At 74.3% G+C, this 14,494-nt stretch carries 16 protein-coding genes; 3 read left to right on the top strand and 13 right to left on the bottom strand.

Annotation, left to right across the window (positions count from 1 at the left end; translation table 11 throughout):
• Positions 1–7: 7 nt before the first annotated feature.
• From ACGFI2_RS15530 to ACGFI2_RS15545, 4 genes are all read right to left on the bottom strand, one after another.
• Complete coding sequence (locus tag ACGFI2_RS15530; RefSeq protein WP_393516632.1) at positions 8–490, bottom strand: SRPBCC family protein; 483 nt, start codon at positions 488–490, stop codon at positions 8–10.
• 111 nt (positions 491–601) lie between these two features.
• On the bottom strand, positions 602–811 hold the full coding sequence (locus ACGFI2_RS15535; RefSeq protein WP_393516635.1) for a DUF397 domain-containing protein: 210 nt from the start codon (positions 809–811) through the stop codon (positions 602–604).
• Between the two features lie 146 nt (positions 812–957).
• Positions 958–2,157: a fumarylacetoacetase gene (gene fahA, locus ACGFI2_RS15540; RefSeq protein ID WP_393516939.1), complete on the bottom strand. Its 1,200-nt coding sequence runs from the start codon at positions 2,155–2,157 to the stop codon at positions 958–960.
• Between the two features lie 224 nt (positions 2,158–2,381).
• Complete coding sequence (locus ACGFI2_RS15545; protein WP_393516638.1) at positions 2,382–3,248, bottom strand: hypothetical protein; 867 nt, start codon at positions 3,246–3,248, stop codon at positions 2,382–2,384.
• 93 nt (positions 3,249–3,341) lie between these two features.
• Here ACGFI2_RS15545 and ACGFI2_RS15550 point away from each other — a divergent pair, with 93 nt between their 5' ends.
• A complete protein-coding gene (locus tag ACGFI2_RS15550) occupies positions 3,342–4,538 on the top strand; it encodes a homogentisate 1,2-dioxygenase (protein WP_393516641.1) in 1,197 nt (398 codons plus the stop codon).
• 54 nt (positions 4,539–4,592) lie between these two features.
• Here the strand turns inward: ACGFI2_RS15550 and ACGFI2_RS15555 are convergent, their stop codons facing one another.
• From ACGFI2_RS15555 to ACGFI2_RS15565, 3 genes are read right to left on the bottom strand one after another with little or no spacing between them, the layout of a single operon-like run.
• A complete protein-coding gene (locus tag ACGFI2_RS15555) occupies positions 4,593–5,633 on the bottom strand; it encodes an NAD(P)-dependent alcohol dehydrogenase (protein ID WP_393516644.1) in 1,041 nt (346 codons plus the stop codon).
• 9 nt (positions 5,634–5,642) lie between these two features.
• Positions 5,643–6,641: a tetratricopeptide repeat protein gene (locus ACGFI2_RS15560; RefSeq protein WP_393516647.1), complete on the bottom strand. Its 999-nt coding sequence runs from the start codon at positions 6,639–6,641 to the stop codon at positions 5,643–5,645.
• 47 nt (positions 6,642–6,688) lie between these two features.
• Positions 6,689–8,080, bottom strand: a complete 1,392-nt coding sequence (locus tag ACGFI2_RS15565) for a BTAD domain-containing putative transcriptional regulator (protein WP_393516650.1) — start codon at positions 8,078–8,080, stop codon at positions 6,689–6,691.
• 149 nt (positions 8,081–8,229) lie between these two features.
• Between ACGFI2_RS15565 and ACGFI2_RS15570 the strand changes: the two genes are divergently transcribed.
• The gene (locus ACGFI2_RS15570) at positions 8,230–8,760 is read left to right on the top strand and encodes a hypothetical protein (RefSeq protein ID WP_393516653.1); all 531 of its coding nucleotides are present in this window, start codon (positions 8,230–8,232) and stop codon (positions 8,758–8,760) included.
• Between the two features lie 35 nt (positions 8,761–8,795).
• Here the strand turns inward: ACGFI2_RS15570 and ispF are convergent, their stop codons facing one another.
• The 3 genes from ispF to ACGFI2_RS15585 are packed head-to-tail and all read right to left on the bottom strand — an operon-like array spanning position 8,796 to position 10,539.
• Positions 8,796–9,278 (bottom strand): 2-C-methyl-D-erythritol 2,4-cyclodiphosphate synthase, encoded by a 483-nt coding sequence (ispF, locus tag ACGFI2_RS15575; protein ID WP_393516656.1) that lies wholly within the window; start codon positions 9,276–9,278, stop codon positions 8,796–8,798.
• Positions 9,279–9,304: 26 nt separating this feature from the next.
• Positions 9,305–10,000: a 2-C-methyl-D-erythritol 4-phosphate cytidylyltransferase gene (gene ispD / locus ACGFI2_RS15580; protein WP_393516658.1), complete on the bottom strand. Its 696-nt coding sequence runs from the start codon at positions 9,998–10,000 to the stop codon at positions 9,305–9,307.
• A gap of 53 nt (positions 10,001–10,053) precedes the next feature.
• Positions 10,054–10,539: a CarD family transcriptional regulator gene (locus ACGFI2_RS15585; protein ID WP_013288937.1), complete on the bottom strand. Its 486-nt coding sequence runs from the start codon at positions 10,537–10,539 to the stop codon at positions 10,054–10,056.
• 327 nt (positions 10,540–10,866) lie between these two features.
• Here ACGFI2_RS15585 and ACGFI2_RS15590 point away from each other — a divergent pair, with 327 nt between their 5' ends.
• Entirely contained in the window at positions 10,867–11,559 is a 693-nt protein-coding gene (locus ACGFI2_RS15590; protein WP_393516660.1) for a hypothetical protein, read from the top strand.
• Between the two features lie 7 nt (positions 11,560–11,566).
• Here ACGFI2_RS15590 and ACGFI2_RS15595 read toward each other — a convergent pair whose 3' ends face one another.
• The 3 genes from ACGFI2_RS15595 to ACGFI2_RS15605 are packed head-to-tail and all read right to left on the bottom strand — an operon-like array spanning position 11,567 to position 14,468.
• The gene (locus ACGFI2_RS15595; protein ID WP_393516662.1) at positions 11,567–12,172 is read right to left on the bottom strand and encodes a hypothetical protein; all 606 of its coding nucleotides are present in this window, start codon (positions 12,170–12,172) and stop codon (positions 11,567–11,569) included.
• A 32-nt stretch (positions 12,173–12,204) separates the two neighbouring features.
• A complete protein-coding gene (locus ACGFI2_RS15600) occupies positions 12,205–13,263 on the bottom strand; it encodes a type III polyketide synthase (protein ID WP_393516665.1) in 1,059 nt (352 codons plus the stop codon).
• Between the two features lie 38 nt (positions 13,264–13,301).
• Positions 13,302–14,468 (bottom strand): acyl-CoA dehydrogenase family protein, encoded by a 1,167-nt coding sequence (locus ACGFI2_RS15605; RefSeq protein WP_393516668.1) that lies wholly within the window; start codon positions 14,466–14,468, stop codon positions 13,302–13,304.
• Between the last annotated feature and the right edge of the window lie 26 nt (positions 14,469–14,494).

Genomic DNA, 14,494 nt, shown 5'->3' on the forward strand with positions numbered 1-14,494 from the left:
CGTCGACTCAGGCGGCCTCGGCGGAGTGGGCCGGGCCGGCGGCGAGGGCCAGGTCGGCCAGGTCGCGCCGCAGCGCGCCGTGCACCGCCCGGGCGGCCAGGCCGCCGAGGATCAGGGCCAGCACCCGCCCGTACGGCCGGGTGGGCATCGCCTCCTGCTCGACGGTGACCTCGGTGCAGCCGCGCCGCCGGCGCTCGACCGTGCGCAACGTCCAGGTGATCCGGTAGTCGACGCCGGCGCCGCGCGAGCCGAGCACCACCCGGCGCGGGGCGGTCGCCTCGACCACCTCGAACTCCTCCGGTTCGGACCCGCCGTCCGGCCGGACCCGGGTCTCCCGCCAGGCGGTGCCGGGCGCGAACCCGCCCTCGGTGAGCACCTCGACCGCGCCCACCGCGGAGAGCCAGTCGGCGCGGGCCGGCAGGTCGGTGAGCAGGCGCCACAGATCGGCGTCCTGCGCTTCGATGAAGGCGGAAACGGTCACCGTCGACATGGCACCTCCCGTGTCGTCCACGGTACGGGCCGTCACCGGTCCGGGGGAGCCCCAGAGTGACATTTCCACCCCCGGCGCCCCCTGCGGGGCGCCGGGGTCCGGCGGGATCGGTCAGCCGCGGAAGGCGTCGCCGCGCAACGCCGTGACGAACGCGGTCCAGCCCGGCGGGCTCACCGCGAGCGTCGGACCGTCCTGGTCCTTCGAGTCGCGTACGCCCACCACGCCGTGCGCGGCGACCACGTTGGTGGCCACCTCGACGCAGAGACCCTGATCGTTCGAGCGGCTGCTGGTGCGCCAGACGGCGCCGGTCAACTCGGTCATGCTCGGTCCTTCCTGTTTTTCACTCCTCGGTGCGCCCCGGACCGGCACCGCCCGGGGCGCACACGACCCGCGTCGATCAACGCGCAACGCGACGGCCCCGGTCGCACAGTGGGTGCGATCGGGGCCGTCGATGCGGAAGGCGGCGGTCAGCGGGCCGGGAGGACCGTCCCGGTGACCTCGCCGAGCGCGATCGCGGTGCCGTCCGGACCGGGCGCGGTGGCGGTGATCGTCACCGTGTCGCCGTCCTCCAGGAAGGTCCGCTGGCTGCCGTCGGCGAACTTCACCGGCTCGGCCCCACCCCAGGTGAGTTCCAGGAACGAGCCGACCTGGCCGCGTTCCGGGCCGGAGACGGTGCCGGAGGCGTAGAGGTCGCCGGTGCGCAGCGACGCCCCGTTGACGGTGAGGTGGGCGAGCTGCTGGGCCGGGGTCCAGTACATGGTGGCGAACGGCGGCTCGGCCACCCGTTCGCCGTTCCACTCCACGCCCAGGGTCAGGTCCAGCCCGAGGTGCGGGGTGTCGCGGAGATAGTCCTGCACCGGCGGGTCCTGGTCCGGCGCGGGCACGAACGCGTCGACGAGCGCCTCCAGCGGCGTGACCCAGCCCGAGACGGAGGTGGCGAACGACTTGCCGAGGAACGGGCCGAGCGGCTGGTACTCCCAGGCCTGGATGTCCCGGGCCGACCAGTCGTTGACCAGCACCACGCCGAAGACGTGGTCGGCGAAGTCGGTCGCCGGCACCCGGTCACCGAGCCGGCTCGGCACACCGACCACGAAGCCGACCTCGGCCTCGATGTCCAGGCGTACCGAGGGGCCGGTGGTGGGGCCCTGCGCGCTGGCCCGCTGCCCGGTGGGGCGAACCACCGGGGTGCCGGAGACGACCACCGTCCCGGCCCGCCCGTGGTAGCCGATCGGCACGTGCTTCCAGTTCGGCAGCAGCGGCGGCTGGCCCGGCCGGAAGATCTGCCCGACGTTCCCGGCGTGGTGCTCCGAGGAGTAGAAGTCGACGTAGTCCGCCACCTCGAACGGCAGCAGCAGCTCGACCTCGCCGACCGGCACCAGCAGCGGCTCCACCGCCGGCCGGTGCGCCGGGTCGGTGAGCAGCTCGGTGACCCGCGCCCGGACGGCGGTCCACTGCGGCCGGCCGAGCGCCAGGAAGGCGTTCAGCGTGTGCCGGCCCAGCGCCCCGCCGGCCAGCACCAGGCCGGCCGCCTCGGCGCCGGCCAGGTCGAGCACGAGGTCACCGATCCGGACGCCGATCCGCGGCTCCCGGTCGCCGTGCCGGAACACGCCGTACGGCAGGTTCGTCACCCCGTACGGCGACCCCGCCGCCCCGGCAACCCACGTCATGCCGTGCCGACTGGGCATGCCCTCACGGCCCTCGCTCCGCTCGGTGCGTTCGCTCATGCCGTGCCGACCGGGCATGCCCTCACGGCCCTCGCTCCGCTCGGTGCGTTCGCTCATGCCGTGCCGACCGGGCATGCCCGCACGGCCCTCGCTCCGCTCGGTGCGTTCGCTCATGCCGTGCCGACCGGGCATGCCCGCACGGCCCTCGCTCCGCTCGGTGCGTTCGCTCATGCCTCGAAGCCTCCGTTCACCAGCCCCAGCCGGATCAGATCGGTAAGTGGTTCGGAGATGCTGCACGAGCCGTACCCGACCCAGAGCGGGCGCTGGGCCTCGCGCCGGGCCCGGGCCGACTCGACCACGCGCACCGGGTCGGTGGCGGCCAGCAGCTCGGCCACCCCGTCCACCTCGGCGCCCTCGACGGCGGCCAGCGTGGCGGCCAGCACGTTGACGAAGCCGTGGTGGGTGAAGCCGGTCTCCGGGTCGCGGTGCCGGATCGCGTGGTGCAGCCCGGCGGTGAGCTTGAAGGGCAGGTCCCGGTCGCGGCAGGCGCAGATCACCGCGGCCAGCTCGGCCGGGGTCGGGAACAGCTCGGCGGCCAACCCGCCGGTGCGGAACTTGGCCGCCACCGGCAGCCGGTCGGCGCGCGCCCGCGCGAGGGTGTCCAACGCGCCCATCAGCCCGAAGGTCAGCGGGACCTCGGCGTAGACGGTGGCGCCGTCGAGCCGGCCGGCGAGCGCGACCAGCTCGGCCAGGCCGGGCTGCGGGTCCTCGCCGCGCTTGGCGACCGGCGCCTCGACCTGCCGGGCGGTCACCCCGTCGGGCGTCAGCGCCGACAGCGCGGCGGGCAGCTGGTCGAGACCGGTGTCGCCGATCAACCCGATGACGAAGCGCTCGGCCGGGTCCACCAGGCCGCTCAGCGCGCCGCGGACGATCTCCGAGGCGGGCAGCAGCAGCGGGCCGACCAGGCCGGCGTACCAGGCGGCGCGGTGCGTGCGGTGCGCGGTCACCGCGTCGGGCAGCGTGGCGTTGCCCGGGGGGAAGACCGCGGCGTCGTCCACCAGGCCGGCGAGGAGGCGGGGCACCTGCGTTGACACGAGAGAAGAATGTACGGGACGCTACGAGGAACGGACAACAACGTCCGATTATCGGACGCTACCGGCCGGCCAACGGGACATAACGGAGGCGACATGCCGTACTACCGCAGCGTGGGCGAGGTGCCCCGCAAGCGCCACACCCAGTTCCGGCAGCCCGACGGCACGCTCTACGCCGAGGAGCTGGTCGGTCAGGAGGGCTTCTCCTCCGACTCGTCGCTGCTCTACCACCGGCACGCGCCGACCGCGATCCTCGCCGCCGAGGAGTTCGCCCCGCCCACCGTCACCCGGGTGCCGAACCTGCCGCTCAAGCCGCGCCACCTGCGCACCCACAAGCTCGACGGCAGCGGCGCCGACCCGGTGCTCGGCCGGCGGTACCTGCTCGCCAACGACGACGTCCGGATCGCGTACGTGCTGGCCGACCAGCCCTCACCGCTGTTCCGCGACGCCACCGGCGACCACTGCCTCTACCTGGAATCCGGCTCGATGCGGGTGGAGTCGCCGTTCGGCGTGCTCGACGCGGTGGCCGGCGACTACGTCGTCATCCCCACCTCGACCATCCACCGCCTGGTGCCGACCGGCGACGAGCCGACCCGCCTGCTCGCCGTCGAGGCGGCCGGGCACATCGGGCCGCCCAAGCGCTACCTCTCCGTACGCGGGCAGTTCCTGGAGCACTCGCCCTACTGCGAGCGCGACGTCCGGGGACCGGACACCCCGCTGCTCGTGGACGGCGAGGAGGTCGAGGTGCTGGTCCGACACCGCTCTCGGGCCGTAGGCCCGGGTGGCAGCGGCACAGCGTGGACGCGTCATGTTTATGCGAACCACCCGTTCGACGTGGTCGGCTGGGACGGGCACATGTACCCGTGGGCGTTCTCCATCCACGACTTCGAGCCGATCACCGGGCGGATCCACCAGCCGCCGCCGGTGCACCAGACGTTCCAGGGCCCGAACTTCGTGATCTGCTCGTTCGTGCCGCGCAAGGTGGACTACCACCCGGCCGCCATCCCGGTGCCGTACAACCACCACAACGTCGACTCCGACGAGATGCTCTTCTACACCGGCGGCAACTACGAGGCCCGGCGCGGCTCCGGCATCGAGCAGGGCTCGATCTCGCTGCACCCGTCCGGCTTCACCCACGGCCCCCAGCCGGGCGCCGCCGAGCGGTCCATCGGGGCGGACTTCTTCGACGAACTGGCGGTCATGGTGGACACGTTCCGCCCGCTCGACCTCTGCGACGCGGGCACCGCCTGCGAGGACGACGGCTACGCCTGGACCTGGGCGCGCAAACCCTGACGTACGCCGAGCGGGCCGCGCCCGGCACGGACGCGGCCCCCTCGCACGCGGTGGTCAGAACGTCGAGGCGTCGATGACGAAGCGGTAGCGCACGTCCGAGGCGAGCACCCGCTCGTACGCCTCGTTGATCTTCTCGGCCGGGATGACCTCGATCTCGGCGCCCAGCCCGTGCTCGGCGCAGAAGTCGAGCATCTCCTGGGTCTCGGCGATGCCGCCGATCATCGAGCCGGCGAACGACCGCCGGGCCGGGATCAGCGAGAACGCGCGCACCGACAGCGGGTCCTCCGGCGCGCCCACGTTCACCAGCGTCCCGTCCACGGCCAGCAGCCCCAGGTAGGCGTCCAGGTCGATGGACGCGCTGACCGTGTTGACGATCAGGTCGAACGAGCCGGCCAGGTCGGTGAACGTCGCCTCGTCCGAGGTGGCGAAGTAGTGGTCGGCGCCGAGCCGCAGCCCGTCCTCCCGCTTCTTCAGCGACTGGGACAGCACGGTCACCTCGGCGCCCATGGCGTGGGCCAGCTTCACGGCCATGTGGCCGAGGCCGCCCATGCCGACCACGGCGACCTTCCGACCCGGCCCGGCGTTCCAGTGCCGCAGCGGCGAGTAGGTGGTGATGCCGGCGCAGAGCAGCGGCGCGGCGGCGTCCAGCTCGATGCCGTCCGGGATCCGCAGCACGAAGCCCTCGGTGACCACGATCGCCTGCGAGTAGCCGCCCTGGGTCGGTTTGCCGTCCCGGCCGACCGCCCCGTACGTGCCGATGTTGCCCTTGAGGCAGTACTGCTCCAGCCCCCTGCGGCAGTTGTCGCACTCCCGGCAGGAGTCGACCATGCAGCCGACGCCGACCCGGTCTCCGACGGCGAACTTCGTCACCGCGGAGCCGACCTCCCGCACCACGCCGGCGATCTCGTGGCCGACCACGATCGGGTAGGTGGTCGGGCCCCACTCGCTGCGCGCGGTGTGGATGTCGGAGTGGCAGATGCCGGCGAACCTGATGTCGATGAGGACGTCGTCCGGTTGGAGGTCCCGCCGCTCGACGGTGGTCGGCGTGAGCGGGTCGGTCGCGGACGTGGCCGCGTAGGCGTTGACGGTGAGCATCCGATTTTTCTACCCCCGGCGGAATGCGGTGAACCCGGCGACCACCGTGGCAGTGATCGCACCCACCAGCGGCCACGGGCCGCCGACAAGCGCATACACCGCCAGCAACAGCGGCGCCGCGGCCGCCGCGTAGACAGCCGGGGACAGCCCGCGCGACATCGCGTCCCGCAGGCCGGGCAGCCGGGACGCGGGCAGTCCCGCCAGCAGCCCGACCCCGACCGCCGCCAGCACGGCGAGCAGCCGGGACGCGCCCGGCGCGGCCGGGGCCAGCGCGGCGACCAGCACGGTGAGCACCAGCGACCAGCCGGCGGCGGACAGCACCAGCCGGCGCAGACCGGCGTCGGCGGTACGCACCGGATCGGGACCGGTCGGGGAGATGTCGGCCACCTCGGTCAGGTGCTCCAGCGTCTCCGCGTAGCGGCGCCGCTCCAGCCGCGCCACCCCCGGGTCCTTCCCCGCCCCGGCCAGCTCCGGGTCCAGCCGCAACGCCTCCCGGTAGGCCCGCTCGGCCAGGTCGAACAGCTCCAGCCGCACCGCGACCAGGCCGAGCACGAGATGAGCCTCCGGCTCGTCCGGGGCCAGCTCGACACCCCGCCAGGCCGCGTCCAGCGCCGGCTGCCCGTTGCGCGCGGCGGAGAGGATCGCGGCGGCGCTGCGTTGCGCGTACGCGTCGGTGGGGCCGAGCGCCAGGATCTCCTCGGCGGTGCTCGCGGCGGCCTTCCAGCGTTCCAGGTCGAGCAGCGCGAGCCCGCGTGCCACAAGCGCCGGCACGGCCCCCGGCACGGCCGACACCGCCGCCTCGGCCACCGCGAGCGCGTCGGCGGGACGGTCGGCGGCGAGCTGCATCCGGGCCAGCATCATCAGCGCCTCGAGATGCGCGGGCTCGGTGGCGATCAGCGCGGTGAGCTCGCCGATCCCCTCGTCGTAGCGGCCCAGCTCGGCGAGGAGGTGGGCACGCTGCAGGAAGCCGTCGGCGGCGGACTGGTCGGGAGCGGCGTCACTCGGCATCCCGGCGAGCCTAGCCGCCCCGGCCCGTCCCGTGCCGGCCAGCGCGGTCAGGCGCTGCGGCAGGGCGCGTCCGCCCGGCCCCCGCAGGTGCCGAGGCTGCACCACCGGCGCAGGCCGCTCTCGTCGAGGAACAGCCACCCGCAGCGCCCGTCCGGACAGGCCCGGACGGTGAGCCGGCTCGGATCGGCGAGCAGCTGCGCGCCGCTGAACGCGGCGGCGTGCAGCGGCAACCGCAGCCCGGCGGTCAGGTCGATCCACCAGCGGCCGCGCCCGTCCGTCCCGCGCCGGAACACAAGCGTCCGGGCGGCCGCCTCGGCGGCCCGGGCGACCGCGTCGAAGGCCCGGTGGTCGGCCGGGTCGACCAGGCTGGCGTAGAGAGCGGCGCGGAGCGTACGGGCCTCGGCGAGCACCGCCTCCGCCGAGGCGGGGTCGCGTCGGGCAAGGTGCAGCAGGCGGGTGACGGACACCTCGTCGGCCAGCCCGACGTGGCCGCTCCAGACGGCCAGGGTCCGGTAGCCGCGCAGCCACTCGGCGCCAGGCAGCGGGGATTCGCTGCCCCACCCGGCCAGGGTGTTGCAGAAGTCGAGCGCCGGATGGCCGCCGACGCTCCACGGGAGGCTCTCGTCGCGGATCCGGACCTCGTACACCGGCCGACCGATCCGGTCGAGCCGGTTGTCCTCGGACAGCACGCGGCGGTGCACCTCGCGCAGCCGCGGCCCCGGTTCGACGCCGAAGTCCGCCCTCAGCAGCTCCCGGGTGGTGCGGTAGAGCCGCGACGCCTCGGCCCGGCGGTTCCCCCGGTAGAGGGCGGTCATGAGCACGCCGATCAGCTGTTCCCGAACCGGATGTCGGTCCGCCAGGGGCGTCAGCTCCGCGATGACCTGCGCGTGCTGGCCCAGCGCGAGCTGCGCCTCGGCGCGCAGCTCCACGGCGACCAGCCGCAGTTCCTCGACCGTGCCGTGCAGCCGGTCGCGCAGTTCGCCGTCCGCCGCGTCGGCGAGCAGTGGCCCCCGCCAGAGGGCCAGCCCTCGGTCCAGCAACCGCAGCCGCTCGGCGGGGTCGGCGACCGCGCCGGCTGCCCGGACCAGCTCGCCGAACTCGTCGACGTCGACGCTGATCCCGTCCCCCTCGACGGCGTAGCCCGCACCTCGGGTGCTGATCCGCACCCCGTACGGCTTCAACGCACCCCGCAACCGGCCGATGTACGTCTGCACCGCGCCGCGCGCGGCAACCGGCGGCCGGCCGTTCCACAGCAGGTCGATGAGGCGGTCCGTGGGCACCACCCCACCCGTGTCGAGCAGCAGCATCCCGAGCAGGCAGCGCTCCTGGCGCCGGCTGCCGATCTCGACGGGCCGGCCGTCGTGGCGGGCCTCGAACGGCCCGAGCAGGCGGAACTCCATAACGAACAGGACGATCCGGCCGGCACCGGCGGTTGTCACCCGGCGGTGAGCGCGTGGTCGGGCACCCCGGCGACCGACCGGGAGCCGGGGCCGGGCGGCCCGGCCACCGCCTGCGCGCGGTGAGCCGGTGGTGATCCGTCCCGGGGACGCTGGGACTCGCCCTGACCAGCAGTACGGATGGAGTGAACATGCGTTTCAGCGGGATGAGTATCGCGGTGGCGTCGGTCGTGGCGGCCGTGGTCGCGGCCCTGCCCGGATCGGCGTCCGCCGCCCGGGACGGGCACACGTCCGGCGCCTGGGTGCCGGCGCCCCAGGAGGCGTTCGAGCTGCCCGCCGGCGCCCGGTGCGAGTTCGCGGTACGGGTGGAGCCGATCGTCGACGAGGTGCGGAAGCTGACCCTGGCGAGCTATCCGGACGGCTCGCCGAAGGAGGAGCTGTTCACCGGCGCCCTCATCGACCGGGTGACAAACGTGGAGACCGGGGCCACCGCCACGGCGGACGCGAGCGGCACCTCGCTGGTCCGCTACCGCACCGACGGCTCGATGACCTGGTACGTCACCGGTCCGGTGCTGCTCGGCTTCCGGGAGAACGCGGGCACGCTTCCGAAGGGCCTGTGGATCGTCGACGGCCAGTTCCGGGTGGAGTTCACCCCGACCTTCGACAAGACCATCACGATGCTCCACGGCACGACCCACAACGTCTGCGCCGACGTCGACTGAGCCGGGCGCGGTGACCGGGTGTCCCGGTCACCGCGTCATCGGGCCGGCGCCTCGTACACCAGCGCCACCGCGATGCCGGCCAGCCCTTCGCCGCGCCCGGTGAAGCCGAGGCCGTCGGTGGTCGCCGCGGACACCGTGACCGGCGCGTCCACCGCCTCGGACAGCACCCGCTGCGCCTCGTCCCGACGCGGCCCGATCCTGGGCCGGTTGCCCACCACCTGGACGGACACGTTGCCGATCGCGAAGCCCGCCGCCCGCACCCGGCGGGCGGACTCGGCCAGCAACGCCACCCCGGAGGCGCCGGCCCACTCCGGCTGATCCACCCCGAAGTTCGCGCCCAGGTCACCGAGGCCGGCGGCGGAGAGCAGCGCGTTACAGGCGGCGTGCGCCACCACGTCGGCGTCCGAGTGGCCGGCCAGGCCGTCCTGGTCCGGCCAGTGGAGGCCGGCGACCCAGCAGGGCCGCCCGGCCGCGAACGCGTGCACGTCGGTGCCGACAGCCACCCGAGGAACGATCATGACCAGAGGGTACGTGGGACGCGCGGTCAGGCGCCGGTGGTCAGGAGGTGTTCGGCCAGCGCCAGGTCGAACGGGCGGGTGATCTTCAAGGCCAGCTCGGAGCCGGGTACGCAGCACACCCCGACGCCCAGCTTCTCCACCAGGCCGGCGTCGTCGGTGAGCGGATCCCCGGCCGCCCGGTGCGCGGCGGTCAGCACCGGCCGGCGGAAGCCCTGGGGCGTCTGCACCGCCCGCAGGGCGGCCCGGTCGACCGTGCCGAGCACCCGCTCGGCGGCGTCGACCTCCTTGATCGTGTCGACCACCGGCAGCACCGGGATCACCGCGTCGTGCCCGCCGCGGACCGCCGCGGCCACCGACTCGACCAGATCGGGTGGGGTGAGCGCCCGGGCGGCGTCGTGGACCAGGACGATCTCGGGCCCGGCGGGCACGGCGGCGAGGGCGGCCGCCACGGACGCCTGGCGCTCGGCGCCGCCCGGCACCACGGTCACCGGCGCCACCGGCGCGAGCAGCGCCCGCACCGACTCGACATCGGCGGCCGGCGCGGCCACCACGATCGTGTGCACCGAGGGCGCGGCGGCGATGCGGCGGACCGCGTGCACCAGCAGTGGCTCACCGGCGAGCGGTCGGAGCGCCTTGGGCGCGCCCGGGCCGAGGCGTACGCCGGCGCCGGCCGCAGGAACGAGGACCGCGACGTCACCGCGCGGATTGAGCTGCGCGGTCACGTCGCGGTCCTCGGTTTCGTTCGCTGTGGTGCGGGTAGAGGCAGCGGTGCGGATCAGGCCTCGGTCAGCACCTTGTCGAGCAGCGTCTCCGCCTCGTCCTTGGTGCTCTTCTCGGCCAGCGCGACCTCGCCCACGAGGATGTCACGGGCCTTGGCGAGCATGCGCTTCTCGCCCGCCGACAGGCCCCGCTCCCGCTCCCGGCGCCACAGGTCGCGGACGACCTCGGCCACCTTCAGCGGGTTGCCGGAGGCCAGCTTCTCCAGATTTGCCTTGTAACGCCGCGACCAGTTGGTCGGCTCCTCGGTGTGCGGTGCACGGAGCACGTCGAAGACCTTGCCCAGGCCCTCTTCGCCGACCACCTCGCGCACACCCACGATCTCGGCGTTCTCGGCAGGCACCCGGACCGTCAGGTCACCCTGCGCGACCCTCAGGACGAGGTATTCCCTGGGCTCGCCCTTGATGACCCGAGTCTCGATTGCCTCGATGAGTGCGGCCCCGTGGTGGGGGTAAACAACGGTCTCGCCGACACTGAAAACCATAGGTTCGAAACCCCTTTCGCTGTGTCTAGGGTAACACGCTCAGGCACCGATGTCTCACCGCTGTCCTGATCGTTGGCGCAGCTCAGGGGCCCTGTGAGAGGTATTTCTTCGGCTTGACAGGAGGTCAAGTCGATGGTTTGGACACGCTCCGTGACTAGCAGATGACAACCCGGCGCGGGCGACCGGAGCGTTGCAGATCTGGGGCAATGCGCTCCTTCCATGGTAGCTCCGCAACTCCATCCGCGCCCAGATGTGGCGGTACGGCCCCCAGTGCGGGACGCTGGTGGTGGACGTGACGTCCGCTCACCGAGACGTTCTGGGGGTCCGATGGGCGTGCCTGACGCTGACGGCCAGGGGCCGCCGGACGGGCTCCCCGGGCTGCCCCCGGAATGGGGCCGGGTGGTCGTCCCCGACGACGCCTCGGCGCTCGCCGACGAGGCCCGGCAGGTGCGCCGGGAGCTGCGCCGCGACCCCCGGCACACCCACCGGCCGGTCCGGGTCCGGCTCGGGCTTCCCGTGCTGGTGCTGCTGGTCTCGATGCTGGTCACGCTCGCCGGGCTGGCCGCCGTCACCTGGCCGCGGCCCAACCGCTCCGGCGCCCCGACCGTGCTGCCCCGGGCCACCACCGCCGCGCCGTCGGCGGTCGGCCCGCTGCCCGCGCTGGACCTGGTCGGCGCCGACGACACCCCGGTGCCGCTGCGCAGCCTGCTGCCCGCCATGATCATCCTGGTTGACGCCTGCGCCTGCGCCGACGAGGTCGGCACCGCGGCGGCCACCGCGCCCGCCGGAGTCACCGTGGTCACCGTGACCGAGGGCCGCAGCGCCGGGCCCGCCACCGCCACCGGCGTACGCCCGCTCGGCGACCCGGCCGGCGGGCTCCGTTCCTACCTGCACCTGGCGGCCCGGCCGGGCACCGCCGCCGCGCTGCTGGTGGACCGGCAGGGCACGCTGGTGCGGTTGGTGCCGGAACTCGGCCCCGCGGCGGACTACCGGGACGACCTGGCCCGGCTGGCCGGCTGACCCGGGCTTAGTAGAGGGCCTCCAGACGGGCGTCCAGCTCGGTCTCGCCCCGCAGCGGGGCGAACCGCACCAACACCGGCGCGCCGGTGCCCTCCATCAACGGGACGTCCAGCCGCCCACCGCAGTTCAGCACCCGCTCCACGTCGCCGGCGCCGGCCCCGGTCACCCGAACCGAGACCGCACCATCGGCGGAGCAACGCACCGACAACCGGTACGTGTCGCCCGACGAGGGATTCGCCTGCCGGACGACCGGCGGCCCGCCCGGCGTCAGCCGGGACGTCTCCCGCCACACCACGTGCGACACCTCCAGCGGACGCGCCGCCCCGTCCGGGTCGACGTGGATCACCACCGAACGGTCCGGCCCGGAAGCCAGCTCGCCGGAGCCGGGGTCGACGCCGACCACCAGCGGATCCCGGCCGGTCGGCTGCCCCGGCGGCACCTGCCCGGCGGCACCGTCCACCTCGACCCGGGACCGGACGAGGTCGTCGCTCGTCGGGCCCGGGACCGTGCCGAGCCAGGGCGCCGTCGACCGCCACCACCACGCGCCGAGCGCCAACGCCAGCACGGTCAGGCCGACCAGCACCGCCGACCGGATCCGCTCCTCGGAGGCCATGCCGCCAGGGTATCGACGCGGCGACGTGTCCGTCAGCCCGCGCGCTCCAGCAGGGCCGCGTAGAGCGTCAGCCCCGGCCCGAACGCGAGCATCACCACCCGACGCGGCGGCGACGGCGTACGGGCCAACCGGTCCAGGATCAGCAGCACCGTCGGGGACGAGCAGTTGCCGTGCTCGGCCAGCGTCTCCCGGGACGCCGCCAGCGCCGTCGGCGGCAGGGCCAGCTCACGCTCCACCACGTTGAGGATGCGCGGGCCGCCCGGATGCACCGCCCAGCCGTCCACCCCGGACCGGTCGTACCCGTGCCGGGCCAGCAGGTCGTCCACCAGGTCCCGGACGAACCGGGCGAGCACCTTCGGCACCTTCGGCGACAGTCCCATCCGGAAGCCGGTGTCGGTGACGTCCCAGGTCATGTGATCGGCGGTGGAGGTGTCGGTGACGGAGGTGACCTCGCGCACCGCGTACCCCCGGCCGGCGGGCACCACCACGGCGGCGACCGCGGCGTCCGAGAAGAGCGCGTGCGAGACGATCTGCTGGGTGTCCACCCGGGCGCCCGGTGGCTGGATGTGCAGGCTGGTCAGCTCCGCGCAGAGCAGCAACGCGGGCCGCCCCCGGGCGGTGACGAAGTCGCTCGCCGCGCCCAGCCCGGGCAGGGCCGCGTAGCAACCCATGTGGCCGACGAACATGCGCTGGGTGTCCGGGGCCATGCCGAGGTCCCGGGCGAGCAGGATGTCCAGGCCCGGGGTGGCGTACCCGGTACAGGAACAGACCACGAACAGGCCGACGTCGCCGGCGTCCAGGCCGGCGGCGGTGAGCGCGCGGCTGACCGCCTCCTTGCCCAGGGGCAGCGCCTCCACCTGGTAGCGGCGCATCCGGCGCTCGGTCGGCCACTCCGAGACGTCCTCCAGCAGCGGATTCACCGCCGCCTGCCGGCGGGTCACCCCGGAGTTGGCGAAGATCCTCTCGGCCAGCGCCCGGGTGGTGCCCGAGAAGCGCTTCTCGAAGAAACCCGTCCACAGCTCGTCCTGCGCGGCGCCCGGCGGCAACGCCATGCCCAGACCCGCGATCACCGGTACGCCCACGTCCCCCACCTCTCGACAACTTCTCCGGCCCCGCGGAACCGGCTCACTCACCAACGAGGGACCGCACCGTCCCGGTCCGGGTCGCCGCCGAGCGCGGCGATGCCCAGCCAGTCGGCGCACACGTCGGAGGTGGCCGGATGCAGCGACCCGCACCGGGCGTCCCGGTAGAGCCGCTCCAGCGGATGGCCCCGGCGGGTCGCCGAGGTGCCGGCCGCCTCCAGCATGGACGCCGCCACCTCCGCGGCCGTGGTGCCGGCCAGCAGCTTGGCCCGCCACACCCAGCGGTTCGTCTCGACGGAACCGGGATCCTCGTCGACCCGGCGGGCGGCCTCGGCGACCACCAGCTCGGCGGCCGCGGCGGCCGCGTCCGCCCGCCCCAACCGGGCCCGGACCGCCGGCAACCCGGCCAGGTTCCGGGCGTTCAGGTGCTCGGCCGCCGCGTCGATCGCGGCCCGGGCCACCCCGACGTAGACGGCGGCGTAGCTGGCCACCAGCCAGTGCGGCATGAGCTGGGCCACCACCAGGGCCAGCCCCTCCACCCCACCCAGCAGCCGGTCGGCCGGGACGGTCACGTCCAGGTGCAGGTCGTGCGAGGAGGTGGCCCGCATGCCGAGCGCGTCCCAGGTCGGCTCGACCGTGATCCCATCCCCGGCCGGGACCAGGAACTGGGAGACCACGGACTGGTCGGTGGCGCTGCGCGCGGCCACCAGGTAGCCGTCCGGGTGGCCGGCGCCGGAGCAGAAGGTCTTGCTGCCCTTGACGTGCCAGCCGCCGTCGACCGGCTGGTAGACGGTGCTGAGCTGGGACAGCCGGGCGCCGGCGCCGCGCTCGCTCATCGCCACCGCGTACCAGGCGCCGTCGGCCGCCGCGCGCAGCAGCCGGTCGCGGGCGACCAACGCCTCGTCCGATACGCCGAGCGCCTCGGCCAGCTCCTCGGTGACCGCGCCCAACGCCCCGGTCACCGAGGCGTGCATGTTGAACACCAGCGCGGTGGCGCCGTTGCCCCGGGCCAGTTCGGTCGCGACGGCGGCGTACTCGGCGAACGTCGCGCCCGAGCCGCCCAGCTCGCGCGGGACCATCAGGCCGAACAGGCCGGCCTCCCGCAGGTCGGCGAAGTCGTCGACGGGGAACGAGCCGTCCCGGTCGTGCCCGGCCGCGCGGGCGGCCAGTCGCGGCGCCAACCGGCGGGCCGCCTCCAGCGCGTGCACAGTCATGTCGCCCCCTTCTCGACGTCCCTTAC

The sequence above is a fragment of the Micromonospora sp. NPDC049282 genome (assembly GCF_043197045.1).
Taxonomy (GTDB): Bacteria; Actinomycetota; Actinomycetes; order Mycobacteriales; family Micromonosporaceae; genus Micromonospora.